Genomic DNA, 26,310 nt, shown 5'->3' with positions numbered 1-26,310 from the left:
CCCTCTCCTCCGGCGGAGAGGGGCGTGAGGTCAACCCAGCTTCTCCATCACCTCGTCCGGAACCTCATAATTGCCCCAGACGGTCTGGACGTCGTCATCATCGTCGAGCGCGTCGATCAGCTTGAAGAGCTGCGCCGCCTCGCCCTCGCCGATCGAAACCATCGTCTGCGGCCGCCAGGCGAGCTTCGCGCCCTCGGGCTCGCCGAGCACAGGCTCGAGCGCCTTGAGCACCTCATGGAGCGCATCCTGCGCGGTCCAGATCTCATGCCCCTCCTCGGTGGAGGTCACATCCTCGGCCCCCGCCTCCAGCGCGGCCTCGAACACCCTGTCGGCATCGCCCGCACTCGCCGGATAGTTGATCAGGCCCATCCGGTCGAAGCCATGGCTGACCGAGCCGCCCGCGCCGAGATTGCCGCCATTCTTGGAAACGGCGGTGCGCACATTGGTCGCCGTGCGGTTGCGGTTGTCGGTCAGCGTCTCAATGATGAGCGACACGCCACCCGGGCCGAAGCCCTCGTAGCGAACCTCCTCATAGGCATCGCCCTCGCCGCCCTCGGCCTTCTTGATCGATCGCTCGATATTGTCCTTGGGCATGCCGCCCGCGCGCGCGGCGAGCACGGCGGAACGCAGTCGCGCGTTCATCGCCGGATCGGGCAACCCCGATTTGGCCGCGACCGTGATCTCGCGGCTGAGCTTGGAGAAGAGCGCCGAGCGCTTCTTGTCCTGCGCACCCTTGCGGTGCATGATATTCTTGAATTTGGAATGGCCGGCCATGTGCCGTCGCTCGCCTCTTTTCGATAGTCCTTCGCCGGCGCTGCTCTAACCCCGGCAGCCGGAGGCTTCAACCGGGCCGCCGACTCATGCCAGCCGGACGGCCGTGCCCGAGACGGACACCATCAGCATCGATCCGTCCTTGCCGATCACCTCATAATCGATGTCGACGCCGACGACCGCGCCCGCGCCGAGCGCGGCGGCCTCCGCCTCCAGCTCGGCAAAAGCCTGTTCGCGCGCCCCGCGCAGGGCGTTTTCATAAGCGCCCGATCGGCCGCCGACGATGTCGCGTATCCCCGCGAAGAGATCGCGGAAGATGTTGGCGCCGACGATCACCTCGCCGGTGACAACACCCAGATAAGCGGTAATCTGCCGGCCCTCGACGCTCTGCGTGGTGGTGACGATCATCGGCGGCCTCCTTCTGCTTCCCGTCCGCACCCATGCTGGACCTGTCCGGGGGCGCTGTCACCCCGGCCCGGACGGGCCCGCCCCGAAGGATCAGTGCAGGCCGAGCGCGTTGCGATAGGTTTCGAGCAGCGCGTCCATCTCGTCGCGCGCATCCTTCTCCATCTTCCGCAGGCGAACGACGGAGCGCATGGTCTTGGGATCGAAGCCTTGGCTCTTGGCTTCGAGATAGACGTCCTTGATGTCGTCCATCATGCCCTTCTTTTCCTCCTCGAGCCGTTCGATCCGCTCGATGAACAGGCGCAGCTGATCCGCCGCGACATTGTCGTCCGACATGAAACCCCTTCCCGCATTGGTATGAAGGGGCCGCCTCTAAGGGACGGGACGGGACGGCTCAAGGATTCGATCGCCCGATCGAGCGGAAAAACCCACCGAATCGTCAGGGGCGGTTGCGCGCCACGCTCTCCGCCATGCGCCGGAGCTGCTCCTCGGTCGCCTCCTGCTGGTAACGCTCCTTCCATTCGGCATAGGGCATGCCATAGACGATATGCCGCGCGGCCTCCTTGTCGAGCCGGCCGCCGGACGCCTCGCTCACCCAGTCCGCCAGGCAGTTACGGCAGAAGCCGGCAAGCCCCATCAGATCGACATTCTGTGCGTCGCTGCGATGCCGCAGATGGGGGAGGAGCCGGCGAAAGGCGGCCGCCGCGGTCGCGTCGTCCAGCTCGGCGATATGATCGGATGTAAACATGGGGGCGAAACTCCGTGGTTGATCCTTACGAGCAATAGCCTAGTTGCATGCGCGACAACGCAGCCATTCTGAGAGGATTTTTGTGCCGATCCAGATCGCGCCCCGCAGCCGCAAGGTCCGTGTGCTCGCAACGCTCGGACCCGCCAGCAACTCGCCGGAAATGATCCGCAAGCTCTTCGTGGCCGGCGCCGATGCCTTCCGCATCAACATGAGCCATGGTGCCCATGCCGACAAGGCGCCCGTAATCGCGGCGATTCGCGCGCTGGAGAAGGAATTCAGCCGGCCGACGACCATCCTGTTCGACCTTCAGGGGCCGAAGCTGCGCGTCGGCAAGTTCGCGGACGGCGTGGTGACGCTGCGCACGGGCGACCGATTCATCCTCGACCGCGATTCCACGCCGGGCGACGCAACTCGCGTCGAGCTGCCGCATAGCGAAATTTTCGAGGCGTTGGAGGTGGGTGCGCGCCTGCTGCTGGACGATGGCAAGCTGGTGCTGCGCGTCACCGCCATGGAGGAGGGCCAGGTCGAGACCAAGGTCGAGGTCGGCGGCGCGCTTTCCAATCATAAGGGCCTGAACGTCCCCGACGTGGTGGTGCCGATGGCGGCGCTGACGCCGAAGGATCGCGCGGACCTCGATTTCGCGCTGGATCAGGGGGCCGACTGGATCGCGCTCTCCTTCGTCCAGCGGCCCGAGGACGTGGCGGAGGCGCGCCGCCTGATCGGCGGCAAGGCGGCGCTGCTTGCCAAGATCGAGAAGCCCGCGGCGGTCGATCGGCTGGAGGAGATATTGGAGCTGGCGGACGCGGTGATGGTCGCACGCGGCGATCTCGGCGTCGAGCTGCCGCCACAGAATGTCCCGCCGCTCCAGAAGCGCATCGTCGAGACGGCGCGCCGGCTCGGTCGGCCGGTGGTGGTCGCCACCCAAATGCTCGAATCGATGATCCAGGCGCCGACGCCGACGCGCGCCGAAGTGTCCGACGTCGCCACCGCAATCTATGACGGTGCGGACGCGATCATGCTGTCCGCCGAATCGGCTGCCGGTTCCTGGCCGGCCGAATCGGTCGCAATGATGGACAGCATCGCCGTCACGGTGGAAGGCGATCCCGGCTATGCGGCGCGCATCCATTTCACCGAGACGGTGCCCGACGCCACCACCGCGGACGCGCTCGCGGCCGCGGCCGGCGATATCGCGCGCACCGTGTCCGCGGCGGCGATTATCTGCTTCACCCTGTCCGGATCGACCGCGCGGCGGATCGCGCGCGAACGCCCCTCCGTGCCGCTGCTCGTGCTGACGCCGAAGGAGGAGACGGCGCGGCGCATGGGCCTGCTGTGGGGCGCGCATGCGGTGCGCACCGAGGATATCGCCAGTGTCGAGGAAATGGTCGCCAAGGCCAAGCGCATGGCGCTGCACCATGGCATCGCCAAGGCCGGCGAGCGGATCATCATCATGGCCGGCGTGCCCTTCGCCACGCCCGGATCGACCAACATGCTCCATGTCCAGCGGCTGACCGGGCAGGAGCTCGACGGCTATACGGGCTGAGCCGCAATCCCCTCCCCTCATCCGGCATCAGCGGGGATGAGGGGAGGAAGCGCCTGCCGATGGGTCACGGAAACCGGACATGACAAATCGCCGCCTGTGTCGATACACGGGCGGCGTTGCCATTTTCCGTCAGTTAAGCCGGCCGCCTCACAGGCGGCCGGGCCGGGGCATCAGCCCTGGCGCGCCTTGAAGCGACGGTTCGTCTTGTTAATGACGTAGGTGCGGCCGCGACGACGGATCACGCGATTGTCGCGATGACGTCCCTTGAGGGACTTCAGGGAATTGCGGATCTTCATGGCCGAAACGCCTGCCTGTTCTGGTCTGGATGTTGAAAAATGAGGCGCTCCCCTATGCGGCGGGGCGTAATGAGTCAAGTCACGCACCCAATTCTCGGCCGATGCAGCAAAATCCGTTGAACGCGCGTTCCGATCGGCACAGGAGAAATTCGTCCGTCCAAAGGAGAGGGAGAATGACCGTAACCCTGTTTCGTGCCGCCGCCTTCGGCGCCGCGCTGGCGCTGGCCGGCTGCGCGTCGAACGCGCCCGAAACGCGCGTGACCCGATTCCATCTGGGCCAGCCCATCGCCACCGCCCAGATCAGCGTCGAGCCGCGCGATCCCAAGGCTCGTTCCAGCCTGGAATTCGGCAACTATGCCGGCGCCGTCTCCGCCGAGCTCGCACAGCATGGCTTCGTCATCACGCCGGGCCTCGCCCGCTCGGAGCTGATCGCCATAATCGACATCACGCGCGGCACGCGCGAGGCGCTGGCCGAACGCTCGCCCGTCTCCGTCGGCATAGGCGGGGGGTCGTTCGGCGGAAATGTCGGCGTCAGCGGCGGGATCAGCTTCCCCCTCGGCCGGCCGCGTTCGCGCGAGATCGTCGCGACCGAGCTTGCCGTGCAGATCAAGCGCCGCTCGGAAGGCACGGTGATATGGGAAGGCCGTGCCCTGACCGAGGCGCAGGCCGGCAGCCCTGCGGCCGATCCGGCCGCGACCGCGCGCCGGCTGGCCGCGGCATTGTTCAAGGATTTTCCAGGTGAATCGGGCAGGACGGTAACGATAAAATGAGTGCAGCCATTTCCGCCGCCTTCGACAGCGGCAATATCCGGGTCGCGGGTCAGGAGGAGGACCGGTTCGATCTGGAGATCGTCGCCGATCATCTGTCCGATTTCTACCAATGGTTCCATTTCCGCCTGACCGGGGCGGCCGGCCGGCCGGTGACGCTGCGCATCCTGAATGCGGGCGAATCCGCCTATCCGGACGGCTGGCCCGGCTATTCGGCCTGCGTGTCGAGCGACCGCGACGCATGGACGCGCGTGCCGACCGACTATGCGGACGGCATTCTCACCATCCGTCACACGCCCGAGACGGACAATGTCTGGTTCGCCTATTTCGCGCCCTATTCGATGGAGCGGCACCATGATCTGGTCGCCACCATCGCCGGCCTTCCCGGCGTCGCCTATGAATCGCTCGGCCGCACGCTGGACGGCCAGGAGATGGACTATCTGCGAATCGGCGACGGGCCGCTCCAGATCTGGCTCTATGCCCGCCAGCATCCGGGCGAGACGATGGCCGAATGGTGGATGGAAGGCGCGCTCGAACGGCTGACCGATGAACATGATCCGGTCGCCCGCGCGCTGCGCGACAAGGCGACATTCCATATCGTGCCCAATATGAATCCGGACGGATCGCGGCGCGGCCATCTGCGCACCAATGCGGCGGGCGTGAACCTCAATCGCGAATGGCACGAGCCTTCGCCCGAGCGCAGCCCGGAAGTGCTTCATGTCCGCGCGAAGATGGACGAGACCGGCGTCGATTTCGCGATGGACGTGCATGGCGACGAGGCGATCCCCTATGTCTTCATCGCCGGTTTCGAGGGCATCCCCAACTGGACCGATCGCCAGGGCGCGCTCTACCATCGCTTCCGCGACACGCTCGCCCGCCGCTCGCCCGATTTCCAGACGGCCCGGGGCTATCAGGCGGCGGAGCCCGGCAAGGCCAATCTATCCATGTCCACCAACCAGCTCGCCAACCGCTTCGGAGCGGTCGCGATGACGCTGGAAATGCCGTTCAAGGACAATGAGGATCTGCCCGATGCCGTCCATGGCTGGTCGCCCGAACGCTCGATCCAGCTCGCCCGCGACTGCCTGGGCACGCTCTACGAGATGATCGACGATCTGAAACGCTAGGCCGACATCCCCCCTTCGAAGCGCCGTTCAGGAATTACCGCGCTCAGGGTGAGCGCACGCCGGTAGCGAGCGCGTCCCAGGACGGGCTTACGGTTGGGCAATGGCGGGGATGACGAACCCGCCATTGCCCGCTAAGGCGAGCCGAAATCTACGGGAGATCGCGCCTCATGCCCACGCTCGTCCTGATCCGCCACGGCCAGTCGGCCTGGAATCTCGAAAATCGCTTCACCGGCTGGTGGGACGTCAACCTGACCGAGCTGGGCATCGCCGAAGCCAAGGAAGCGGGCGAGCTGATGGCCTCCAAGGGGCTCGATTTCGATTATTGCTTCACCAGCCTGCAAACGCGCGCGATCAAGACGCTCAACATCGCGCTGGAAGCAATGGGCCGGCTGTGGCTGCCGGTGGAGAAGGACTGGCGGCTGAACGAGCGCCATTATGGCGGCCTCACCGGCCTCAACAAGGCCGAGACCGCCGCCCGCCATGGCGACGAGCAGGTCAAGATCTGGCGCCGCAGCTTCGATGTGCCGCCGCCCGTGCTCGAAGCCGGCAGCGAATGGGATCTCGGCCGCGACCGCCGCTATGCCGGCATCGCCATCCCCAACACCGAAAGCCTGAAGGACACGATCGCCCGCGTGCTGCCTTATTGGGAGCAGCGGATCGCGCCCGAGCTCAAGGCCGGCAAGCGTGTCGTCATCTCCGCGCACGGCAATTCGCTGCGCGCGCTGGTCAAGCATCTCTCGCACATCAGCGACGCCGAGATCACCGGCCTCGAAATCCCGACCGGCCAACCGATCGTCTATGAGCTGGACGAGGATCTGAACGCGCTCGACCGCTATTATCTCTCCGAGCGCTGAGGAGGCATCATCGTGGCGCGTATCGGCATCATCATGGGCAGCCGCTCCGATTGGGAGACGATGCGCCATGCCGCCGACATACTGACCGAGCTCGGCGTGGAGCATGAGACGAAGGTCGTCTCCGCGCATCGCACGCCCGAGCGGCTCTATGACTATGCCAAATCGGCGGTCGATCGCGGGCTGGTCGCGATCATCGCCGGTGCTGGCGGGGCGGCGCATCTGCCGGGCATGACCGCGTCGATGACGCGGCTGCCCGTGCTCGGCGTGCCCGTGGAATCAAAGGCGCTGAAGGGCATGGACAGCCTGCTGTCGATCGTCCAGATGCCCGGCGGCATTCCGGTGGGCACGCTCGCCATCGGCAAGCCCGGCGCGATCAATGCCGGCCTGCTCGCCGCCGCCATCGCCGCCACCGCCGATCCCGCGCTCGCCGCCCGGATCGACGCCTGGCGTGCGAAGCAGACCGAGAATGTGGCGATCGACCCCGAATGAAGCCTGTTCCGCCCGGCTCCACCATCGGCATTTTGGGCGGCGGCCAGCTCGGCCGGATGCTGGCGATGGCGGCGGCCAATCTCGGCTATCGCTGCCACATCTATGCGCCCGAGCCGAGCGGGCCCGCCTCCGAGGTTTCCGCCGCCTGGACGCAGGGCCGCTATGACGATGATGCGGCGCTCGCCGCCTTCGCCGCGCGGGTCGATGTCGTCACCTATGAGTTCGAGAATGTCGATGCGGCAGCACTCGTCCGGCTCGGGGCGGCCGGCGGCTGCACGCCCATTCATCCCACGCCGCGCGCGCTCGAAGTCGCGCAGGACCGGCTGAACGAAAAGGACTTCGTCACCGGCCTGGGCGGGCGCACCGCCCCCTATCGCGCCATCGACTCGCTCGATGGGCTGAAGGAGGCGCTGGCCGCGATCGGCACGCCCGCCATCCTCAAGACGCGCCGCATGGGCTATGATGGCAAGGGTCAGGCCCGCATCATGCACCCCGACGATGCTGGGGCCGCATGGGAAGCGATCGGCGGGGCTCCGGCCATCCTCGAAGGCTTCGTCGCCTTCGACCGCGAATATTCAATCCTCCTCGCGCGCGGCGCGGATGGCGAGACGGCGCTGTGGGATCCCGTCACCAACTTCCACGCCGCCGGCATCCTCGATCTGTCGACCGTGCCCTCCAGCGGCATCGTTCTCGATCAGCTCGGGGAAGCCTCGGCACTCGCGCGGCGCATCGCCGATGCGCTCGGCTATGTCGGCGTGATGGCATTCGAATTTTTCGCGGGCGCCGAGGGCCCGGTGTTCAACGAAATGGCGCCGCGCGTCCATAATAGCGGCCATTGGACGATCGAAGGCGCGATCACCTCGCAATTCGAGAATCATATCCGCGCCGTGTGCGGGCTTCCGCTCGGATCGACCGCGCTGGCGGCGAATCGCGTCGAGATGCGCAACCTGATCGGGGCTGCCGCCAATGACTGGCTGTCGATCCTCGCGGAACGCAGCGCGCATCTCCATCTCTACGGCAAGGGCGATCCCCGCCCCGGCCGCAAGATGGGCCATGTGACCCGGCTGTTCTTCGACTGATAATCCCCTGCCCGCCTCCGGGCGGCCATGGGAAGATCAGGCCGGCATCCGCACGCCCGTCACCGGGAAGGTGCCGAAAATCCCGGCGATCACATCGCCCTCGATCCGATCGCCCGACACGCTCGCCTGACAGCGCACCGTCGTCGGAAAAGGCGCCTTCACCGACATCGACCATTTGATCGTGTCGCCCTCGACCATCCCGTCGGGAATCTCCAGCGATCCCAGCGCGCCCGAAGCTGATCCGGAGAAGCGGTCGCCCGCGCTCTTCACGGTCAGCACGAATGGCTGGTCCCCCATTGGCGACTTCACCACGCAATCCCAGGCGCCATCCACGTTCGACATCATTCTTTCCCTTGTTTCGCGGCCGCGACCGTCTCGACCGGAAGCTTGAGCGCATCAAGCTGCGGCCGCACCGTCTTCGCATCCCCCACGACCACCCAGATGAGCCTGCCCGGATCGAAGGCGGCACGCGCCGCCCGGTCCAGATCCGCCGCACCGAGCGCCCGATAGCGATCGGCGAGGCCGTCATAATAATCGTCCGGCCGGTCATAGAGCATATTGTTCTGCATGCCCGAAAGAACGGCCGATGCCGTCTCGAAGCCGCCCGGAAGCTCGCGGACATTGCCCGTGATCGTGCGGTCGCGCTCCGCCTGGGTGACGCCCTTGCTGGTGACGAATTCGCCTATGTCCGCCACCATCGCCGCGATCGAGGCGCCCGTCCTGTCCGCCTGCACCGGAGCTGAGACGATGAAGGGCACGGTTTCCGCAACACGGCTGACAGAACTGCTCGCGCCATAGGCCCAGCCCTTGCTCTCGCGCAGGTCCATATTGAGCCGCGACAGGAAATCGCCGCCCAGCACCTCGTTCGCCGCAAGCAGCGGCAGAAGCTCGTCCCTGCCCTTCACCGGCAGCAGCGCGCCGCCCAGGATCAGCGACTGGGGCGATCCCGGCCGGTCGATCAGAAGGATGCGCGGCGTGACGGCGGGCGTCGCTACCGCGAAATCCTTGGTGCCGCGCGGCCCGCTCGCCGCCCAGTCGCCGAAATTGCGTTCGAGCAGCGGCACGAGATCCGCCAGCGGCGCGTCGCTCACCACCAGGATGGTGAGATTGTCCGGCCGCAGCCAGCGCCGATGGAAGGCGATCAGTTCGTCGCGCGTCAGCTTCGCCACCACCGCCGGATCGCCCGTGCCGGTGAAAGGCGCACCATAAGGATGCGCCTCGCCATAAAGCAGCGGCGGCAGCGCGCGCAGCGCAAGGCCCTGAGGCTGTGCCATTTCCTGCGCGATGCGGGCGAGCTGCTGGCCGCGCAACCGCTCCACCTCGGCAGGCGCGAAGGCGGGGTTGCGCGCGATATCGGCGAGCAGATCCAGCGACGGCGCGAGATTGGGCGTGAGCGCGGACAGGCCGATGCTCGTGCGGTCCATCGAGGCGCTCGCCCCGATCGATGCGCCCAGCCGCTCCTGCGCCTCGGCGATCTCGACCGAGCTGCGGCCTTTGGTCCCCTCGTCGAGCAGCGCCAGCATCAGCGACTGGGTGCCCAGCCGGTCCTTCGGATCGGCGGCATTGCCGGCATCGAAGCTCAATTGCACGCGCGTCATCGGCACGGCGGCGCGCCGGGCATAGATGATCCCTATGCCGTTGGAGAGCTTCGTCCGCTCGACATCCGGGAAATCGAAGTCGGGGATCTTACCTACTTCCGGCATCGTCACCTTGCGCGGCGCGGGCTTCGCCTGCGGCTGGTCCGGCACGGGCGGCGCGGCGGGCTTAGCCTCATCCGCCTTCTTCGCCTCCTCATAAGCGCCGCGCTCGCCGGGTGCGACGGTGAGCTGATAGGCCGGCCGGCCGATCCATTTGGCAAGCGCCGCCCTGGCTGCCGCGGGCGTTACCGCTGCATAGGCCGCAAGATCCTTCTTGTAGCGGCCCGGATCGTCGAAATAGAGCGCACCCTGCGCCAGCGCCACGGCCTTGCCGCCGAAGCCGCCGATCGCCTCCAGCCCGGCAATCTCGCCCGCGACCTGGCTCGTCACGACGCGCTGGACCTCATCCGCGGTCGGCCCCTCCTTGAGATATTGCGCGACAATCTCGTCCAGCCGGCGGGAGACAAACGCCGGATCGACGCCCGGCTTCACATCCGCCGATATCTGGAACAGGCCCACGCTCTCGAAGGGAGAGGTGCCCGCCGAGACGGCGACCGCGATCTTCTCCTGCCGCACGAGGATATTGTCGAGCCGCGAGCTGGAAAGGCCGCCCAGCACCGCCGCACCGACCGAGAGCGGCACCCGGTCCGGATCGGCCAGCCCCGGCACCGTCCAGGCACGATAGATTCGCGTAGTGGCGACGCGATCGTGCAGCGTCTCACTCTTCGGCGCGGCCAGAGTCGGCACCGGCGCCGGAATGCGCGGCACGGTCGGCCCGCTTGCTATATCCCCGAAATATTTCTCGACCAGCGGCTTGGCGGTTTCGACATCGATATCGCCGGCCAGCACCAGCACGGCATTGTTCGGCCCATATTTGGCGCGGAACCAGTTCTTCACATCATCCAGGCTGGCTGCGTCCAGATCGGCCATCGATCCGATCGTCGCATGGCGATAGGGATGATCTTCGGGAAACAGCCCCTCGAACAACGCATAGCGGACGAGACCATAGGGCTGGTTGTCGCCCTGCCTTTTCTCATTCTGGACGACGCCGCGCTGATTATCGAGAGTCTGCTGCGTCACCGCGCCGAGCAGATGGCCCATGCGGTCGCTTTCCAGGAACAAGGCGGTTTCGAGCGCGGGCGTCGGCACCGTTTCGAAATAATTGGTCCGGTCGAAGGAGGTGGTGCCGTTCAGATTGGTCGCGCCGATCCGCTTGAGCGGCTCGAAAAAGTCGCCTGGAGCATTTTCCGATCCGTTGAACATCAGATGCTCGAACAGATGGGCGAAGCCGGTCTTACCCTTCGGCTCATCCTTCGATCCGACATGATACCAGACGGAAACCGCCACGATCGGCGCCTTGCGATCGGTGTGCACCACCACGCGCAGCCCGTTCTTCAGCATGAACTGGCGATAGGGGATATCGACATGGGCGACGAGATCGGCGGTGGGAACGGCCTGCGTCGCCGCGAAGGACGGGGGCGCAGCAGCGATGGCGGAAATGCTGACGGCCGAAGCGAAAAACGGAAGCAGGACGAGAAAGGATCGGCGCATCTGAATTCCTTGGAACTTTGCTGGCCCGACCATAATGGGCCGGACCGGCGGAACAACCACCCGTCGCCCGGCCCTGATCGTCATCCCTGCGCAGGCAAAGCGGCAGGCAAAGCAATTGTGCAGCCCGTCGCACAATTGCTTCCGTCATGCCGAACTTGTTTCGGCATCCATGCCTCATCCGCACCGTCGCGTGGGTTGGAGGGTGGACCCTGAAACAAGTTCAGCGCGACGATGCTCATACGCCGGGGCAACGGAGTGGCCGGAAGCCCTCGCCTCCATCCCGCCAAAGAAAAAGGCCCGGCCCGCCATGTGACGGACCGGGCCCTTTGTCCCGGAGAAGTGACTTTCGTCAGATCCCGCTGAGGTTCACCGCCGCATATTTGCCGCGACGATCGACCTCGAGCTCGAACTCGAGCCGGTCGCCCTCGTTCAGGTTCGTCATCCCCGCACGCTCGACGGCGGAGATGTGGACGAACGCGTCCGGCTGGCCATCATCACGCTGGATGAAGCCGAAGCCCTTCATGGCGTTGAAGAACTTCACCGTGCCGGTGGCCTTCTCGCCGGTGAGCTGGCGCTGCGGGCCACGACCGCCGCCGGCAGCGGCGGCATCGCGCGGAGCACGCTCTTCCACCGGCAGCGGCTCACCCTCGATCTTGAGGTCGGTCGCCGAAATGCGGCCGCCGCGATCGACGAGCGTGAATGCCAGCGGCTGGCCGTCAGCCAGGCCGGTCAGGCCCGCCTGTTCGACCGCAGAGATGTGGACGAACACATCCTCGCCGCCATCATCACGAACGATGAAGCCGAAGCCCTTCTGCGCATTGAAGAATTTGACGACGCCCTTGCCCTCGCCGATGACCTGGGCGGGCATTCCGCGACCGCCGCCGCCACCGCCGCCGCGGAAACCACCGCCGCCGCCGCCATAGCCGCCGCCGCCGAAGCGATCGCCGCCGCCACCAAAGCGATCACCACCGCCATAGCCGCCACCGCCGAAACGATCGCCGCCACCATAGCCGCCACCGCCACCGCCATAGCCGCCGCCGTAACCACCGCCGCCGCTGAAGCCGCCGTAGTTATCGTCGCCGAAGCTGTCGCGCTTGTCCCTGCCGCGCTGACCGCGCCGCCCTCTATCGAAACTCATGCCTTCCAAATCTTCCCGAATATCGCCCCGACTCGTCGAAAGCTCCTCACGCCGGGCGCAGCGCGCGAATCCTTCAGCGCGCAAGCCAAGTCGCGCCAGTGGATGCGTGTAAACGAAAAAGCGAATGGCTGCGAGTGCTTTTGCCACAAGATGTTTTTATTGTGCGTCAAGCGTATCCTTGACGCCACGAAGCTTGCTCATCGCCCGATCGGGAAAGAGTGGGTGATTTACGGTTTCGACGCGGCAAGGGCCTCCGGAACCGAAACGACAGGGGACATCATGGCTGACATCCTCGCCCTCTTTCTGGATCCCGCCGTCTGGGCGGCGCTCGTCACGCTCATCGTGATGGAGGTGGTGCTGGGCATCGACAATCTCGTCTTCGTCTCGATCCTCTCGAACAAGCTGCCGCTGCATCAGCGGCAGAAGGCGCGTCGCCTGGGCATCGGCCTTGCGCTGGCGATGCGCCTCGTCCTGCTCTCCATGATCGCCTGGATCGTCGGGCTGACGGCGCCCGTCTTCAATCTTGGAATCGTCGGGCCACCCGACAGCCATGGCGAGCCGAGCTTCGAGACGATGTTTTCCTGGCGCGACCTGATCCTCTTCGCGGGCGGCCTCTTCCTGGTGTGGAAAGCAACCAGGGAGATTCACCAGACGGTGGATGTCGATCCCGCCCACGAGGGGCTCGGCGCGAAAGCGGCGCTCGGATTCGGCGCCGCGATCGTGCAGATCATCCTGCTCGATCTCGTCTTCTCGATCGATTCGATCCTGACGGCGGTCGGCATGACCGATCATCTGCCGGTGATGGTGGTGGCGGTGATCGTGGCGGTCATGGTGATGCTGCTCGCCGCCGATCCGCTCGCCGATTTCATCCACCACAATCCTTCCGTGGTGATGCTCGCGCTCGGCTTCCTGCTGATGATCGGCATGGTGCTGATCGCGGAAAGCTTCGGGGCGCATATCCCGAAGGGCTATATCTATGCGGCGATGGGTTTTTCGGCGGGAGTCGAGAGCCTCAACATCTGGTCTCGGCGCACCAGGGCACGGAAGGAAGCGGCGCTTCTCGCCCGGACGCGGTCGCCCGAGGCCTGAACGGCCGGCACCCGAGCGGAGGCGCGCCCGCCCCGGCGGCGGGACGAAATTCCCCACCTGCCAGCCATTGAGCGTTAAGCGCTGCGCGCCTATGCGGATCGGATGACTGTCCATCTGCATGAAGAAGATCTGCCGGCCGGCATCCTCGCCCCCGGCCCCGTCGCCGTCGATACCGAAACCATGGGGCTCATCACGCCGCGCGACCGGCTGTGCGTCGTCCAGATTTCCGACGGGCTGGGCGACGAGCACCTCATCCGCTTCCGCCCCGGCAGCGACTATGCCGCGCCCAATCTTCGCGCCGTTCTGGCCGATCCCGCCCGGCTCAAACTCTATCATTTCGCGCGGTTCGATCTCGCCGCGATCCGCCATTATATGGGCGTCGTCGCGGCCCCGGTCTATTGCACCAAGACGGCCTCGCGCCTGATCCGCACCTATACGGACCGGCACGGGCTGAAAGAGCTCGTACGCGAGCTGCTCGGCCAGGAAATCTCCAAACAGCAGCAATCCTCCGACTGGGGCGCGCCCGAGCTTTCCGACGCGCAGAAGGAATATGCCGCCTCGGACGTGCGCTATCTGCACGCGATGAAGGAAAAGCTCGACGAAAGGCTGATCCGCGAGGGCCGCATGGAACTGGCGCAAGCCTGCTTCGATTTCCTGCCGGCACGCGCCGAGCTCGATCTTGCGGGCTGGCCGGAAATCGACATTTTCGCCCACGTATAATCCGGGGGCGCACGGAGAGGAGCATGTCGGAACTCGCCGACAAGGTACGCACCAGACGACAGCTTTGGGCCGCCGCGGGCAGCAGCCATGATCGCGTGATCCGCACGGTGCGCATCCTGCTACCGCTGTCGATCGCGGGGCTTGCGACCGTGCTCGCATTGGCGCCGCTCACCATGGGCCGGGACATCAGCTTCGTCCTCGCCAAGGATCGGGTGGAGGTGGCGCGCGAACGCATGCGCGTGTCGCGCGCTGTCTATCGCGGCGAGGATGCCAAGGGCCAGCCCTTCCAGCTCAGCGCCGCCTCCGCCGTGCAGGTCACGTCGCGCGATCCGGTGGTGCGTCTCGACACGCTGTCCGCGCAGATCGCGCTCGCCGACGGCCCCGCCACGATCAACGCGCCCAAGGGCCGTTACGACATGTCGAGCGAGCGGGTGGCGGTCGATGGCCCCGTGCTGTTCAACGGGCCCGACGGATATCATGTGGAAACGCGCGACGTGACGGTCGATCTCAAAAGCCGCCGCGTCACCAGCAGTGGCGCGGTGGACGGCCGGATGCCGCTCGGTACCTTCAGCGCCAACCAGCTCCGCGCCGATCTCAACAACCGCATCGTAATTCTCGACGGGCGCGCGCGCTTGCATATCGTGCAAGGCCAGTCCAGAGGGGCGCGATGAACCGCTCGCCGTTCGCCCTGCTGCCCTTGCTCCTCTGCCTCGGCGCACCATTCGCTGCGCCGGCCGTCGCGCAAGATGCCGTCTCGGCATTGAGGGGGCATAACAGCAATGCGCCCGTCGACGTCGCCGCCGACCGGATCGAGCTGCAGGACCGCGCCGACCGGGCCATATTGTCCGGCAATGTGCAGGTCCGCCAGGCGGACCTCACCATGACGGCGCAGCGCCTGACCGTCGCCTATAGCCGTGCCGGCGGCACCCAGATCCAGCGACTCGACGCGAGCGGCGGGGTCACGGTGCGCAGCCCTTCGGAAACGGCGCGCGGCAATTTCGCCATTTACGATCTCAACCGCCGCCTGATCACGATGATCGGCAATGTCGTGCTGACGCGCGGGCCGCAGGAAGTGCGTGGCGGCCGGCTGGTGATCAATCTCACCACCGGCCGCGCGACCGTGGACGGCAGCACGGTGGGTGCCGGCGGCACGAGCAGCAGCGGCGGGCGTGTGACGGGCCGCTTCACCGTTCCCCAGCGCAACTGACCCGGACCCGTCCCTCCGGACGGCAAGAAAGGGATTCCAGCTTCGGCGGGAATGACGATAGACAGGCATGCACGAACCCTGCCAACCGGCAGGCCGCGAGGAGCCAATGAACGACACCGCCCTTCTCAAGCATCCCCGCCGTGTCACGGACGGCGCGATCCGGGGCCTTTCGATCGTCTCGATCGCCAAGGCCTATGACAAGCGCCAGGTGCTGTCGGACGTGTCGCTGGACGTGGCGCGCGGAGAGGTGGTGGGCCTGCTCGGCCCCAATGGCGCGGGCAAGACGACCTGCTTCTATTCGGTGATGGGCCTCGCCAAGCCCGATGCCGGCCGCATCCTGCTCGATGGCGACGATATCACCGGCCTGCCAATGTATCGCCGCGCGATCCTCGGCCTCGGCTATCTGCCGCAGGAAACTTCGATCTTCCGCGGGCTGACCGTCGCGCAGAATATCATGGCCGTGCTCGAAATGGCCGAACCCGACCATAAGGTCCGGCGCGAGCGGCTCGACGAGCTGCTCGGCGAATTCCATCTCGATCGCCTGCGCGATTCGCCCGCCATGGCGCTGTCGGGCGGCGAGCGGCGGCGCTGCGAGATTGCGCGGGCGCTGGCCGCCAATCCCTCGATCATGCTGCTCGACGAGCCCTTCGCCGGCATCGATCCCATTTCGATCGCCGACATTCGCGATCTGGTGAAGGACCTCAAGCGCCGCGACATCGGTGTGCTCATCACCGACCATAATGTCCGCGAGACGCTCGACATCGTCGATCGCGCCTGCATCATCTATGACGGCAAGGTGCTGTTCCAGGGCAGCCCCGAGGCGCTCGTCGCCGACGAGAATGTCCGCCGCCTCTATCTGGGCGAGGGCTTCTCGCTCTGATCCGATGCGGGACAGCGCCCTCCTTCCGTCCGCGCTGATCCTGTCGAGGCGCATCCGCCGCCGGGCGGAGGCATGCGAAAGGGGCTAGGCCATGTCGCTCGCCCCCCGCCTCGACCTGCGCCAGAGCCAGTCGCTGGTGATGACGCCGCAGCTCCAGCAGGCGATCAAGCTGCTGGCGCTCTCCAATCTCGAGATCGAGGCCTATATCGCCGAGGAGCTGGAGAAGAATCCGCTGCTCGAGGCGGGCGGCGAAGATCGCGATCCCGCCGATCCGCCGCCCGACATGGCCGATATGCAGGAAGGCGATGCCGACTTCGCCGACGAGCCCGTCACCGCCGATCGCCTGATCGCTGCGGGCGATGCGGATGCCGATGCCCCGCTCGACGTCGATTATGATGCCGAGACCTTCCATCATGACAGCCTCGCCGACAGCGGCCGGGCGCCCGATGGCGGGCTCGGCCTGGACGGCGGCAATGCCGGCGCGGCCCCGGAGGACGGCCCCGATTTCGAATCGATCGCGGCGGCCGATCTGTCGCTCCACGATCATCTTACCGCCCAGGCGGGCGCCGTCCTGTCCGGGCGCGACCTCCTGATCGCTACCTATATCATCGACCAGATCGACGAGGCGGGCTATCTCGAAGCGCCGCTCACCGAGATCGCACAACGGCTTGAAACGCCGCTCCATCATGTCGAACGGCTGCTCGCCATCATCCAGAATTTCGACCCCACCGGCGTCGGCGCGCGCAGCCTCGCCGAATGCCTCGCGCTGCAGGCGAAGGAGGCGGATCGCTACGATCCCTGCATGGCGCGGCTGATCGACAATCTCGATCTGCTCGCGCGCGGCGCGCTGCCTCAGCTCCGTCGGATGTGCGGCGTGGACGAGGAGGATTTCGTGGATATGATCCGCGAGCTGCGCGGCTATGATCCCAAGCCCGGCCTGCGTTTCGGCGGCGAGCGCATCCAGGCCGTGTCGCCCGACATCTTCGTCGCGCGGACGCGGACCGGCTGGTCCGTGGAGCTGAACGGCACGACGCTCCCCCGCCTGCTTGTCAACCAAAGCTATTATGTTGAGCTTTCGGCCGGCCAGCAGGATCGCGCGGGCAAGGCCTGGCTGTCCGATTGCCTCGCCAGCGCCAATTGGCTGGTGAAGGCGCTCGACCAGCGCGCGCGCACCATAATCAAGGTCGCGACCGAGCTGGTGAAGCAGCAGGAGGCCTTCTTCGCCCATGGCGTCGAGCATCTGAAGCCGATGACGCTGAAGGCGGTGGCGGATGCGATCGGCATGCATGAATCGACCGTCAGCCGCGTTACTTCCAACAAATATCTCGCCTGCGAGCGCGGTCTGTTCGAGCTCAAATATTTCTTCACCAGCGGCATCCAGACGGCGGACGGCGGCGAGGCCGCGTCGGCCGAGGCGGTGAAGAGCCATATCGCCCGGCTGATCGCGGCCGAAAGCCCCAAGGATATTTTATCCGACGACAGGCTGGTCGAGCTGCTCAAGGCCAAGGGCTTCGACATCGCGCGCCGCACCGTCGCAAAATATCGCGAGGCGATCGGCCTCGGCTCCTCCGTCCAGCGCCGCCGCCAAAAAGCGCTCGGCGGCTGAATCCGAGAGCATTTTCAAGTCAGGCGGAAACGCCTGACGACTCGGAAAATACGGGGAAACAAAGAAGAATTAGAACATGTGATTACGTCTAATCACATGTTCTAGAATCCTCGCCCCAAGGGGAAATCCCGGCCGGGCATATCCGCCGCCCTATCCTGCGCAAAGATAAGCAGAATATCCTCCAAGAGCGCCGGCTGGGCCGGCACGCCCCCGCGCAAGGGAGATAAGGGGTGGCGATCGGGAAGCTGCGTGCCCACATAGCGCCCGGACATCGAGACAGGGCCCGCTTCCGCCTTCGCCAGTCGCAGCTTGCATCCGCTATGGCCGCCGATACCGAGATCGCCTTCCTCTTCATTGGCGGCGCACATCAGGTCTTCCATCTGGCGCCGGTCGCAGCGGAACTCAGCCGGCTGCTGCCGGATACCCTGATCAACTGCTTCTTCCCGGACGAGGAGACGGGCGCCGCCCTCCTCCGGGTCAAGACGGTGATGAACGCCCGCGCCATGCGGCTGACCCGCATCGCCACGCCGCGCTGGGCGGCGGCGCTGGCACGGATCTTCCGGCATCATTCGCTGCTGAAGGGCCCCCTTCTGCTCAGGCTCGCGCCGCACCTCGCGCATGTGCAAGCAATCGTCACGCCCGAGCGCACCTCCGCCGCGCTGCGCTTCATAGGACTGCGCCACAAGCTGATGATCCATTTCCGCCATGGCGCGGGCGATCGCGCGCCGCATTCCGAGGCGCGGCTCAAGGCGTTCGACCTCATCGTGGTGCCCGGCGAGAAGGATCTGGCCCGCGCGGTCGAGGTGCAGCATGTCGATCCGGCGCGTCTCGGCCGCTGCGGCTATGTGAAGCTCGATTTCCTGAGCAAAATCTCCGCCTCGCCGCATCGCTATTTCGACAATGATCGGCCCGTCATCATCTATAATCCGCATTTCGATCCTGCCCTGTCCTCCTGGCCGATGGCACGCGCCGTGCTCGCGCTTTTCAGCCGGCAGGACCGCTACAACCTCATCTTCGCCCCGCATATCCGCCTGTCCGAAGACATGACGGCGGAGGAGATCGAAAGCTGGAATGCATTGGCGGAAAAGGACCATATCCTGATCGACCTGCATTCCCCCCGCCTGCTCGACATGAGCTATATCGCCGCCGCCGACATCTATCTCGGTGACATGTCGAGCCAGCTCTACGAGTTTCTCGCACGGCCACGGCCCGCCGTGTTCCTCAACACACACAAAGTGTCCTGGAGGGGCGATCCCCGCTATGCCGGATGGCAGCTCGGCGAAGTCGTCGACGATCTGGCCGACCTCATGGCAGCGATCGACCGCGCGGTGGCAAATCACCCCGCTTTGGCCAAGGAACAGGCCGCCGCCGTGCGCGCCGCCTTCGGCCCCTATGCCGGCGCCATCGGCTGCGGCGCCAGGCTCATCGCATCGGCGACCGGGCGGAGGACAAACCCGCCGTCCGACCGTCTCAAAAATTCGGGGATTCATTCGCCAGAATGACAATCTGCACAGGCCGCTGCTGGATCTTACACCCGGTCTTGTCAAAGGCGCTCCACGCACCTTGCCAGCGACAGACTTCGCCATGGCCCTCCGTGGAACGCCCGCCAAGAACCGTATTTCGCCTCAGACGATAAGCGGGCGTCGTTTTCCTACACCGCCTCGATCTGTCATCATTCCTTCAGAGACCGGCTTCGTCCGGCCCTCGGCGAAGCTCTTTCTCACTCTTCATTGGCATGACTTTCTGTGACCTTTCGCGCCATCGGACGCGTCATGCAGTCATAACACGCGATATGGCACCACGTCGCGCAAGTCAGGATCGATCGCAATGGCACGGTCGGCGGGCGGAAAAGCGCGCTGGTCGCAATCGGCACGCGGGCAGAGGCGGCAGGAAATGCCGATCGGCGTCGCAGCGGACGCATTCGCCACATCGAGCCCGTCGGCATAGATGAAGTCGCGCGCCTGCTCGACCTCGCAGCCGAGCGCCACCGCATAGCGGCGCGGCGCGCGCGCATAGCTGCCGGAGGGCTTAACCAGCCCCTTGGCCATCTGCACATAACGCACCCCGTCCGGCGTCTCGGCGAGCTGGACGAGGATGCGGTCGGGGATCGCCACCGCCTCATGCACGATCCATAACGGACAGGCGCCGCCGAAGCGGGCGAATTGCAGCCGCGTCGCCGAATGGCGCTTGGTGATGTTGCCCGCCATGTCGACCCGGCAAAAGAAGAAGGGGATGCCGCGCTGCCCCGCCCGCTGCAGTGTCGAAAGCCGGTGGCAGGCCTGCTCGAAGCTCACCCCGAAGCGCCGGCGCAGCCGGTCGATATCGTGGCGCAGCATCCGCGCCATCTCGCGAAACCGGCCATAGGGCATCAGGAGCGCGCCCGCCGCATAGTTGGCGAGGCCCACCGAGAGCAGCCTCCGCGCCTCGGCCGAGCGCAGATCCGCTCCCGCCGTCACACCTGCGATCGCATCGGCGAATTCGAGCAGCGCCAGTTGATGCGCTAGGAAGAAGCGCCGCGTCTCCGCCGGCATCGCCCGATCGAGCGTCAGCAGGCCCCGCGCCCGGTCGAAGCGCCGGAGCGGCGGGCTGCCCGCCTCCTCGCCCGCCGAGACAGTGTCCACGCCATGCACCATCTTGAGCCGCCCTTCGATCAGCGCCTCGGAAAGCGGCTCCGCGCCCAGCTCGGCGGCGAGCGCTTCCGCCGCCTCGTCGAGCGGACCGGCATAATTGCCGGCTTGGTGGAACCAGTCGCGCACCTCTTCCCAGGGCAGCCGTCCGCCGCCGGGTACGTCGCTGGCGATCGCGTCATCGGCGATCTGCCGCCGCTCCTCCGCCTGGCGATAGGCGGCATGGAGGCGGATGAAACGGTCCGCGAGCCCTGGCTGCTGCTCGACCGCGCGGTGCAGTCCCTCGGGAAAGTCGAGATCGGCGAACAGCGGATCGGCCATCACCTCGCGCATCGCCGCCAGCCGGAGCGCGCCCGCATCGACCTGCTCCGCGCTCCAGTCGAGCGGGAAGGTCCGCGCCAGCGCCTCCGACACCGCCGCCGTTATCGGCCGGTCGTCATTTTCGAGCTGCGAAAGATAGCTCACCGACAGACCGAGCCGTACCGCCATCGCCGCCTGCCCCAGCCCGACGCGGCGCCGCAGCGCCCTCAGCTCCGCGCCCGCGAACAGCCTGTGCCTGCCCATATTTGCAAACTTACCCTTCACAATTTCGCAAATTCACATTTGCACTCTTCGCCAAGGCTTGGAAGGGGGAGTTTTCGTAAGTCTCGACGGGCGAGGGCATATGCTGGCCATATTGCGGAAGCTGGAAGAAAAGCAGGCGCAGGCAAGGCTCGGCGGCGGCCAGGCGCGGATCGACGCGCAGCACCGCAAGGGCCGGCTTACGGCGCGCGAACGGCTGGACGTTCTGCTCGATCCCGGCTCGTTCGAGGAGATCGACGCCTATGTCGAGCATAATTGCGTCGATTTCGGCATGGCGGATCAGAAGATCCCCGGCGACGGGGTCGTCACCGGATCGGGCATGATCAACGGCCGCCTCGTCTTCGTCTTCAGCCAGGATTTCACCGTCTTCGGCGGATCACTGTCCGAACGGCACGCACAGAAGATCTGCAAGATCATGGACATGGCGCTGAAGGTGGGCGCGCCCGTGATCGGCCTCAACGACAGCGGCGGCGCGCGCATCCAGGAAGGCGTCGCCAGCCTCGGCGGCTATGCCGAGGTGTTCCAGCGCAACGTGCTCGCCTCCGGCGTCGTCCCGCAGATCAGCCTCATCATGGGCCCCTGCGCCGGCGGCGCGGTCTACAGCCCTGCGATGACCGACTTCATCTTCATGGTGAAGGACTCATCCTACATGTTCGTCACCGGCCCCGACGTGGTGAAGACCGTCACCAATGAAATGGTCTCACAAGAGGAACTCGGCGGGGCGGTGGCGCATGCCACGAAGTCGGGGGTCGCCGATCTAGCCTTCGAAAATGATATCGAAGCGCTGCTCGGCGCCCGCGACTTCGTGGACTTTTTGCCCTTGTCCAACCGGCACGATCTGCCCGTGCGCCCAACCAGCGATCCCTGGGATCGGCAGGAGCCCAGCCTCGACACGCTGATCCCCGACAGCGCGAACCGGCCCTATGACATGAAGGAGCTCATCCGGAAGGTCGTCGACGAGGGCGATTTCTTCGAGACGCAGCCGACGCACGCCGCCAATATACTCACTGGCTTCGGCCGGATCGAGGGGCGCCCCGTGGGCATCGTCGCCAATCAGCCGCTGGTGCTGGCGGGTGTGCTCGACATCAATTCAGCCAGGAAGGCCGGCCGCTTCGTCCGCTTCTGCGATGCCTTCGACATTCCGATCGTCACTTTCGTCGACGTGCCCGGCTTCCTGCCGGGCACCGCGCAGGAGCATAATGGCATCATCAAGCATGGCGCGAAGCTGCTCTTCGCCTATGCCGAGGCGACCGTGCCCAAGATCACCATCATCACGCGCAAGGCCTATGGCGGCGCCTATGACGTGATGAGCTCCAAGCATCTGCGCGGTGATTTCAACTATGCCTGGCCTACTGCCGAGATCGCGGTGATGGGCGCCCGGGGCGCGGTGGAGATCATCTTCCGCAAGGATATGGGCGATCCGGAGAAGATCACGCAGCGCACCGCCGAATATGAGGAACGCTTCGCCAACCCCTTCGTGGCGGCCTCCAAGGGCTTCATCGATGACGTGATCATGCCGCGCGACACGCGCCGGCGGATCGCGCTGGGCTTGCGCAAGCTACGCAATAAGCAGCTCGAAAATCCATGGAAAAAACACGGGAATATTCCCCTTTGACGAGCTCCGGCCAGTGGGAGAGAAACGAAGGGAGAGGATAAGACGATGACGATCGGCCGTCTCAATCATGTCGGCATCGCCACCCCCTCGATCGAGGCGTCGATCGCGCTCTACCGCGACCTGCTCGGCGCGACGAAGATTCACGAGCCGTTCGATCTGCCGCCGCAGGGCGTGCGTATCTGCTTCGTCGATACGCCGAACAGCCAGATCGAACTGATCGAACCCTATGGCGAGAACAGCCCGATCCATGGCTTCCTCGCCAGAAATCCGGCGGGCGGCCAACATCATCTCTGCTTCGAGGTGCCCGACATCCATGCGGCCGCGGCGGACATGAAAGCCAAGGGCGCAAAGGTGCTTGGCGAGCCACGCATCGGCGCGCACGGCACGCCCGTCATCTTCGTCCATCCCAAGGATATGGGCGGCGTACTAGTCGAACTAATGGAGACGCCCCTTGGCGAGCATTGAAGACTGGAAGAAGGCCGCCGACAAGGAGGTCAAGGGACGCAACCTTATCCGGCAAACACCCGAGGGCATAGCCGTCAAGCCGCTCTATACAGCGGAGGACGTGGCCGACATCGATCCTGGCCTGCCGGGCTTCGCACCCTTCACGCGTGGCGTGCGCGCGTCCATGTATGCCGGGCGGCCCTGGACGATCCGCCAATATGCCGGCTTCTCGACGGCCGAGGAGTCGAACGCCTTCTACCACCGCAACCTCGCCGCCGGACAAAAAGGCCTTTCGGTCGCCTTCGATCTGGCGACGCATCGCGGCTATGATTCCGATCATCCGCGCGTGACCGGCGATGTCGGCAAGGCGGGCGTCGCGATCGACACGGTCGAGGACATGAAGATCCTGTTCGACGGTATCCCGCTCGATCGGATGTCGGTGTCGATGACGATGAACGGGGCGGTGATCCCGATCCTCGCCTTCTTCATCGTCGCGGCGGAGGAACAGGGCGTAGATCAATCCCTGCTCGACGGGACCATCCAGAACGACATCCTCAAGGAGTTCATGGTCCGTAACACCTATATCTATCCGCCCGAATCCTCGATGCGGATCGTCTCGGACATCATCGGCCACACCTCGGCCCACATGCCCAAGTTCAACAGCATCTCGATCTCCGGCTATCATATGCAGGAGGCGGGGGCGACGCAGCTTCAGGAACTGGCCTTCACCATCGCCGACGGCAAGGAATATGCCCGCGCCGCGATGGCGACCGGGCTCGATCTGGACAAGTTCGCCGGTCGTCTCAGCTTCTTCTTCGCGATCGGCATGAACTTCTTCATGGAAGTCGCCAAGCTCCGCGCCGCGCGCAAGCTGTGGCACCGGGTGATGACCGATCTCGGCGCCAAGGACGAGCGCTCCAAGATGCTGCGCACCCATTGCCAGACGTCGGGCGTGTCGCTGACCGAGCAGGATCCGTACAACAATGTCATCCGCACGACCGTCGAGGCGATGGCGGCGGCGCTGGGCGGCACGCAGAGCCTGCATACCAACGCGCTGGACGAGGCAATCGCGCTTCCCACCGACTTTTCCGCCCGCATCGCGCGCAACACCCAGATCGTGCTGCAGGAAGAAACCGGGATCACCAAGGTCGTCGATCCCCTGGGCGGCTCTTATTATGTCGAGGCGCTGACGCAGGAGCTTTACGATAAGGCCTGGGAGATCATCGAGCGCATCGAGACCGAGGGCGGCATGGCGAAGGCGGTCGCGGCCGGCTGGCCCAAAGCAATGATTGAGGAAGCGTCTGCCGCCCGCGCCGCACGGGTCGACCGGGGCGAGGACGTGATCGTTGGCGTCAACAAATATAAGCTCACCGACGAGGATGCGATCGACATTCTCGACGTGGACAATGTCGCCGTGCGCGAGGCGCAGATCCGCCGTATCGAACAGGTGAAGGCGACGCGCGACGAGGTGGCTTGCCAAAAGGCGCTCGATACGTTGCGCGAAGGCGCGCGCGGCAAGGCGAATCTCCTTGCTCTCGCGATCGAAGCCGCGCGAAGGCGCGCGACGCTGGGCGAGATATCCGGCGCGATGGAGGATGTGTTCGGCCGCCACGGCACCGAACCGACGCCAGTCTCCGGAATCTATGGCGGCGCCCATATAGGAGATGCGCGCTGGTCCAGCCTCATCGAAGGCATAGCCTCGATCGAGCGCCGCAAGGGCCGCAAACCCCGCATGCTGGTCGCCAAGATGGGTCAGGACGGGCATGATCGCGGCGCGAACCTCGTCTCCTCGGCCTTCGGCGATCTCGGCTTCGAGGTGATCGCCGGCCCACTGTTCCAGACGCCGAAGGAGGTCGCCGATCTCGCGATCGGGGCGGATATCGACATCGTCGGCGTCTCCAGCCTCGCGGCGGGACATAGGACGCTGATCCCCGAATTGATCGCCCATCTGCGCGATGCCGGCCGTTCCGACATCAGGATCGTCGCCGGCGGCGTGATCCCCGCGCAGGATTATCCGTTCCTGCGCGATGCCGGCGTGCAGGGCATTTTCGGCCCGGGCACCAATCTGCTCGACGCGGCTGCCTCCATCCTCCAGTTGCTGGGCCATAATGTGCCACCCAAAGATATAGACGAGGCAGCAGAATGACCGTTCGCACCGACTGGACCCGCGAGGAGATAGCGGATCTTTTCGATCTTCCCTTCAACGATCTGCTGTGGCGGGCCCAGTCGGTCCACCGCCAGCATCATGATCCGAATGCCGTCCAGCTTTCCACGCTGCTGTCGATCAAGACGGGCGGCTGCGCGGAGGATTGCGGCTATTGCAGCCAGTCCGCCTTCGCCACGTCCGGGCTGAAGGCCGAGAAGCTGATGGCGGTCGATGATGTGCTCGCCGCCGCGCGCGAGGCCCGGGCCAAGGGATCGGACCGTTTCTGCATGGGTGCCGCCTGGCGCGAGCCCAAGGATCGCGACATGGATGCGATCGTCGCGATGATCGAAGGCGTGAAGGCCATGGGCCTCGAAACCTGCATGACGCTCGGCATGCTGAGCGAGGATCAGGCCGGCCGGCTCGCCGAGGCGGGGCTCGATTATTATAATCATAATCTCGATACCTCGCCCGAATATTATGGCGAGGTCATCACCACGCGGACCTATGATGATCGGCTCGACACGCTGGAAAAGGTCAGGAATGCAGGCATCAACGTCTGCTGCGGCGGCATCGTCGGCATGGGCGAGACGCGCGCCGATCGCATCGGCTTCCTCCATGCGCTCGCGACGCTTCCGGCGCATCCCGAAAGCGTGCCGATCAACGCGCTCGTGCCCGTCGCCGGTACGGTGCTGGGCGACATGCTGAAGGATGTAGCTGAAGCCCGGATCGACGATATCGAATTCGTCCGCACCGTTGCTGTCGCGCGCATCACCATGCCGCACGCGATCGTCCGGCTTTCGGCGGGGCGCGAGAGCATGTCGGATTCGACGCAGGCGCTCTGCTTCCTGGCGGGGGCCAATTCGATCTTCACCGGCGACAGGCTGCTGACCACGGGCAATGCCGGCGACGATGCCGATGCGCGGCTATTCGCCCGGCTCGGCCTTCATCCACTCCATTCGGGCAGCGAGCCCGTGCGCGAGGCGGCGGAATAAGGG

26 protein-coding genes are annotated in these 26,310 nt (G+C 65.6%); 17 read left to right on the top strand and 9 right to left on the bottom strand.

Features of this window, described 5'->3' with window-relative positions; translation table 11 throughout:
- Nucleotides 1–30: 30 nt before the first annotated feature.
- The 4 genes from CLG96_RS10165 to CLG96_RS10150 form a co-directional block, all read right to left on the bottom strand.
- The gene (locus tag CLG96_RS10165) at nucleotides 31–774 is read right to left on the bottom strand and encodes a YebC/PmpR family DNA-binding transcriptional regulator (RefSeq protein ID WP_107967776.1); all 744 of its coding nucleotides are present in this window, start codon (nucleotides 772–774) and stop codon (nucleotides 31–33) included.
- An 84-nt stretch (nucleotides 775–858) separates the two neighbouring features.
- Nucleotides 859–1,179, bottom strand: coding sequence for a heavy metal-binding domain-containing protein (locus CLG96_RS10160; RefSeq protein ID WP_107967775.1), 321 nt, complete (start codon nucleotides 1,177–1,179; stop codon nucleotides 859–861).
- Between the two features lie 90 nt (nucleotides 1,180–1,269).
- Nucleotides 1,270–1,512, bottom strand: a complete 243-nt coding sequence (locus CLG96_RS10155) for a DUF2312 domain-containing protein (protein WP_107967774.1) — start codon at nucleotides 1,510–1,512, stop codon at nucleotides 1,270–1,272.
- A 103-nt stretch (nucleotides 1,513–1,615) separates the two neighbouring features.
- On the bottom strand, nucleotides 1,616–1,924 hold the full coding sequence (locus tag CLG96_RS10150; RefSeq protein ID WP_107967773.1) for a DUF1244 domain-containing protein: 309 nt from the start codon (nucleotides 1,922–1,924) through the stop codon (nucleotides 1,616–1,618).
- An 82-nt stretch (nucleotides 1,925–2,006) separates the two neighbouring features.
- Between CLG96_RS10150 and pyk the strand changes: the two genes are divergently transcribed.
- Nucleotides 2,007–3,464, top strand: coding sequence for a pyruvate kinase (pyk, locus tag CLG96_RS10145; RefSeq protein WP_107967772.1), 1,458 nt, complete (start codon nucleotides 2,007–2,009; stop codon nucleotides 3,462–3,464).
- A 170-nt stretch (nucleotides 3,465–3,634) separates the two neighbouring features.
- Here the strand turns inward: pyk and ykgO are convergent, their stop codons facing one another.
- Nucleotides 3,635–3,760, bottom strand: a complete 126-nt coding sequence (gene ykgO, locus CLG96_RS10140) for a type B 50S ribosomal protein L36 (protein ID WP_004210176.1) — start codon at nucleotides 3,758–3,760, stop codon at nucleotides 3,635–3,637.
- Nucleotides 3,761–3,933: 173 nt separating this feature from the next.
- Here ykgO and CLG96_RS10135 point away from each other — a divergent pair, with 173 nt between their 5' ends.
- From CLG96_RS10135 to CLG96_RS10115, 5 genes are all read left to right on the top strand, one after another.
- The gene (locus CLG96_RS10135) at nucleotides 3,934–4,530 is read left to right on the top strand and encodes a DUF4136 domain-containing protein (RefSeq protein ID WP_107967771.1); all 597 of its coding nucleotides are present in this window, start codon (nucleotides 3,934–3,936) and stop codon (nucleotides 4,528–4,530) included.
- The gene (locus CLG96_RS10130; protein WP_107967770.1) at nucleotides 4,527–5,651 is read left to right on the top strand and encodes a M14 family metallopeptidase; all 1,125 of its coding nucleotides are present in this window, start codon (nucleotides 4,527–4,529) and stop codon (nucleotides 5,649–5,651) included. The genes CLG96_RS10135 and CLG96_RS10130 overlap by 4 nt, the downstream gene beginning before the upstream one ends.
- A gap of 167 nt (nucleotides 5,652–5,818) precedes the next feature.
- Entirely contained in the window at nucleotides 5,819–6,505 is a 687-nt protein-coding gene (gene gpmA / locus CLG96_RS10125) for a 2,3-diphosphoglycerate-dependent phosphoglycerate mutase (RefSeq protein WP_107967769.1), read from the top strand.
- Nucleotides 6,506–6,538: 33 nt separating this feature from the next.
- Complete coding sequence (gene purE / locus CLG96_RS10120) at nucleotides 6,539–6,994, top strand: 5-(carboxyamino)imidazole ribonucleotide mutase (RefSeq protein ID WP_107968072.1); 456 nt, start codon at nucleotides 6,539–6,541, stop codon at nucleotides 6,992–6,994.
- Entirely contained in the window at nucleotides 6,991–8,073 is a 1,083-nt protein-coding gene (locus CLG96_RS10115; RefSeq protein WP_107967768.1) for a 5-(carboxyamino)imidazole ribonucleotide synthase, read from the top strand. The genes purE and CLG96_RS10115 overlap by 4 nt, the downstream gene beginning before the upstream one ends.
- 36 nt (nucleotides 8,074–8,109) lie before the next feature.
- Here the strand turns inward: CLG96_RS10115 and CLG96_RS10110 are convergent, their stop codons facing one another.
- The 3 genes from CLG96_RS10110 to CLG96_RS19325 all read right to left on the bottom strand — a co-directional run bounded on the left by CLG96_RS10110 (nucleotide 8,110) and on the right by CLG96_RS19325 (nucleotide 12,399).
- Nucleotides 8,110–8,418 carry a hypothetical protein gene (locus CLG96_RS10110; RefSeq protein WP_341476949.1) on the bottom strand — a complete coding sequence of 103 codons (309 nt, stop codon included), beginning with the start codon at nucleotides 8,416–8,418 and terminating at the stop codon, nucleotides 8,110–8,112.
- Nucleotides 8,415–11,261 (bottom strand): M16 family metallopeptidase, encoded by a 2,847-nt coding sequence (locus CLG96_RS10105; RefSeq protein WP_107967766.1) that lies wholly within the window; start codon nucleotides 11,259–11,261, stop codon nucleotides 8,415–8,417. The genes CLG96_RS10110 and CLG96_RS10105 overlap by 4 nt, the downstream gene beginning before the upstream one ends.
- A 349-nt stretch (nucleotides 11,262–11,610) precedes the next feature.
- On the bottom strand, nucleotides 11,611–12,399 hold the full coding sequence (locus tag CLG96_RS19325) for a cold-shock protein (protein ID WP_107967765.1): 789 nt from the start codon (nucleotides 12,397–12,399) through the stop codon (nucleotides 11,611–11,613).
- 279 nt (nucleotides 12,400–12,678) lie between these two features.
- Between CLG96_RS19325 and CLG96_RS10095 the strand changes: the two genes are divergently transcribed.
- The 7 genes from CLG96_RS10095 (at nucleotide 12,679) to CLG96_RS10060 (ending at nucleotide 19,403) form a co-directional block, all read left to right on the top strand.
- Nucleotides 12,679–13,488 carry a TerC family protein gene (locus CLG96_RS10095; RefSeq protein WP_107967764.1) on the top strand — a complete coding sequence of 270 codons (810 nt, stop codon included), beginning with the start codon at nucleotides 12,679–12,681 and terminating at the stop codon, nucleotides 13,486–13,488.
- Nucleotides 13,489–13,590: 102 nt separating this feature from the next.
- A complete protein-coding gene (locus CLG96_RS10090) occupies nucleotides 13,591–14,208 on the top strand; it encodes a ribonuclease D (RefSeq protein WP_107967763.1) in 618 nt (205 codons plus the stop codon).
- A gap of 23 nt (nucleotides 14,209–14,231) precedes the next feature.
- Complete coding sequence (locus CLG96_RS10085; RefSeq protein WP_107967762.1) at nucleotides 14,232–14,879, top strand: LPS export ABC transporter periplasmic protein LptC; 648 nt, start codon at nucleotides 14,232–14,234, stop codon at nucleotides 14,877–14,879.
- Nucleotides 14,876–15,415 carry an LptA/OstA family protein gene (locus CLG96_RS10080; protein ID WP_107967761.1) on the top strand — a complete coding sequence of 180 codons (540 nt, stop codon included), beginning with the start codon at nucleotides 14,876–14,878 and terminating at the stop codon, nucleotides 15,413–15,415. The genes CLG96_RS10085 and CLG96_RS10080 overlap by 4 nt, the downstream gene beginning before the upstream one ends.
- A 106-nt stretch (nucleotides 15,416–15,521) precedes the next feature.
- Nucleotides 15,522–16,295: an LPS export ABC transporter ATP-binding protein gene (gene lptB, locus CLG96_RS10075; protein ID WP_107968070.1), complete on the top strand. Its 774-nt coding sequence runs from the start codon at nucleotides 15,522–15,524 to the stop codon at nucleotides 16,293–16,295.
- A 91-nt stretch (nucleotides 16,296–16,386) separates the two neighbouring features.
- Nucleotides 16,387–17,901, top strand: a complete 1,515-nt coding sequence (gene rpoN, locus CLG96_RS10070) for an RNA polymerase factor sigma-54 (protein ID WP_107967760.1) — start codon at nucleotides 16,387–16,389, stop codon at nucleotides 17,899–17,901.
- 320 nt (nucleotides 17,902–18,221) lie between these two features.
- Nucleotides 18,222–19,403, top strand: a complete 1,182-nt coding sequence (locus CLG96_RS10060) for a hypothetical protein (protein WP_207796659.1) — start codon at nucleotides 18,222–18,224, stop codon at nucleotides 19,401–19,403.
- Nucleotides 19,404–19,679: 276 nt separating this feature from the next.
- Here CLG96_RS10060 and CLG96_RS10055 read toward each other — a convergent pair whose 3' ends face one another.
- A complete protein-coding gene (locus CLG96_RS10055; RefSeq protein WP_107967758.1) occupies nucleotides 19,680–21,092 on the bottom strand; it encodes a helix-turn-helix domain-containing protein in 1,413 nt (470 codons plus the stop codon).
- 100 nt (nucleotides 21,093–21,192) lie between these two features.
- On the opposite strand from CLG96_RS10055, the gene CLG96_RS10050 reads away from it, so the two are divergent.
- The 4 genes from CLG96_RS10050 to bioB are packed head-to-tail and all read left to right on the top strand — an operon-like array spanning nucleotide 21,193 to nucleotide 26,307.
- Nucleotides 21,193–22,725, top strand: coding sequence for an acyl-CoA carboxylase subunit beta (locus tag CLG96_RS10050; protein ID WP_107967757.1), 1,533 nt, complete (start codon nucleotides 21,193–21,195; stop codon nucleotides 22,723–22,725).
- Between the two features lie 45 nt (nucleotides 22,726–22,770).
- On the top strand, nucleotides 22,771–23,190 hold the full coding sequence (gene mce, locus CLG96_RS10045) for a methylmalonyl-CoA epimerase (protein WP_107967756.1): 420 nt from the start codon (nucleotides 22,771–22,773) through the stop codon (nucleotides 23,188–23,190).
- Nucleotides 23,177–25,315: a methylmalonyl-CoA mutase gene (scpA, locus tag CLG96_RS10040; RefSeq protein ID WP_107967755.1), complete on the top strand. Its 2,139-nt coding sequence runs from the start codon at nucleotides 23,177–23,179 to the stop codon at nucleotides 25,313–25,315. Before mce ends, scpA begins: the two co-directional genes overlap by 14 nt.
- On the top strand, nucleotides 25,312–26,307 hold the full coding sequence (bioB, locus tag CLG96_RS10035) for a biotin synthase BioB (RefSeq protein ID WP_107967754.1): 996 nt from the start codon (nucleotides 25,312–25,314) through the stop codon (nucleotides 26,305–26,307). The genes scpA and bioB overlap by 4 nt, the downstream gene beginning before the upstream one ends.
- The last annotated feature ends 3 nt before the right edge of the window (nucleotides 26,308–26,310 follow it).

Origin of the sequence: Sphingomonas oleivorans, assembly GCF_003050615.1 — a bacterium.
Classification (GTDB): Bacteria; Pseudomonadota; Alphaproteobacteria; order Sphingomonadales; family Sphingomonadaceae; genus Sphingomonas_H; species Sphingomonas_H oleivorans.
The sequence above is the reverse complement of the archived record's forward strand: the minus strand, read 5'-3'. Positions and strand labels throughout refer to the sequence as shown.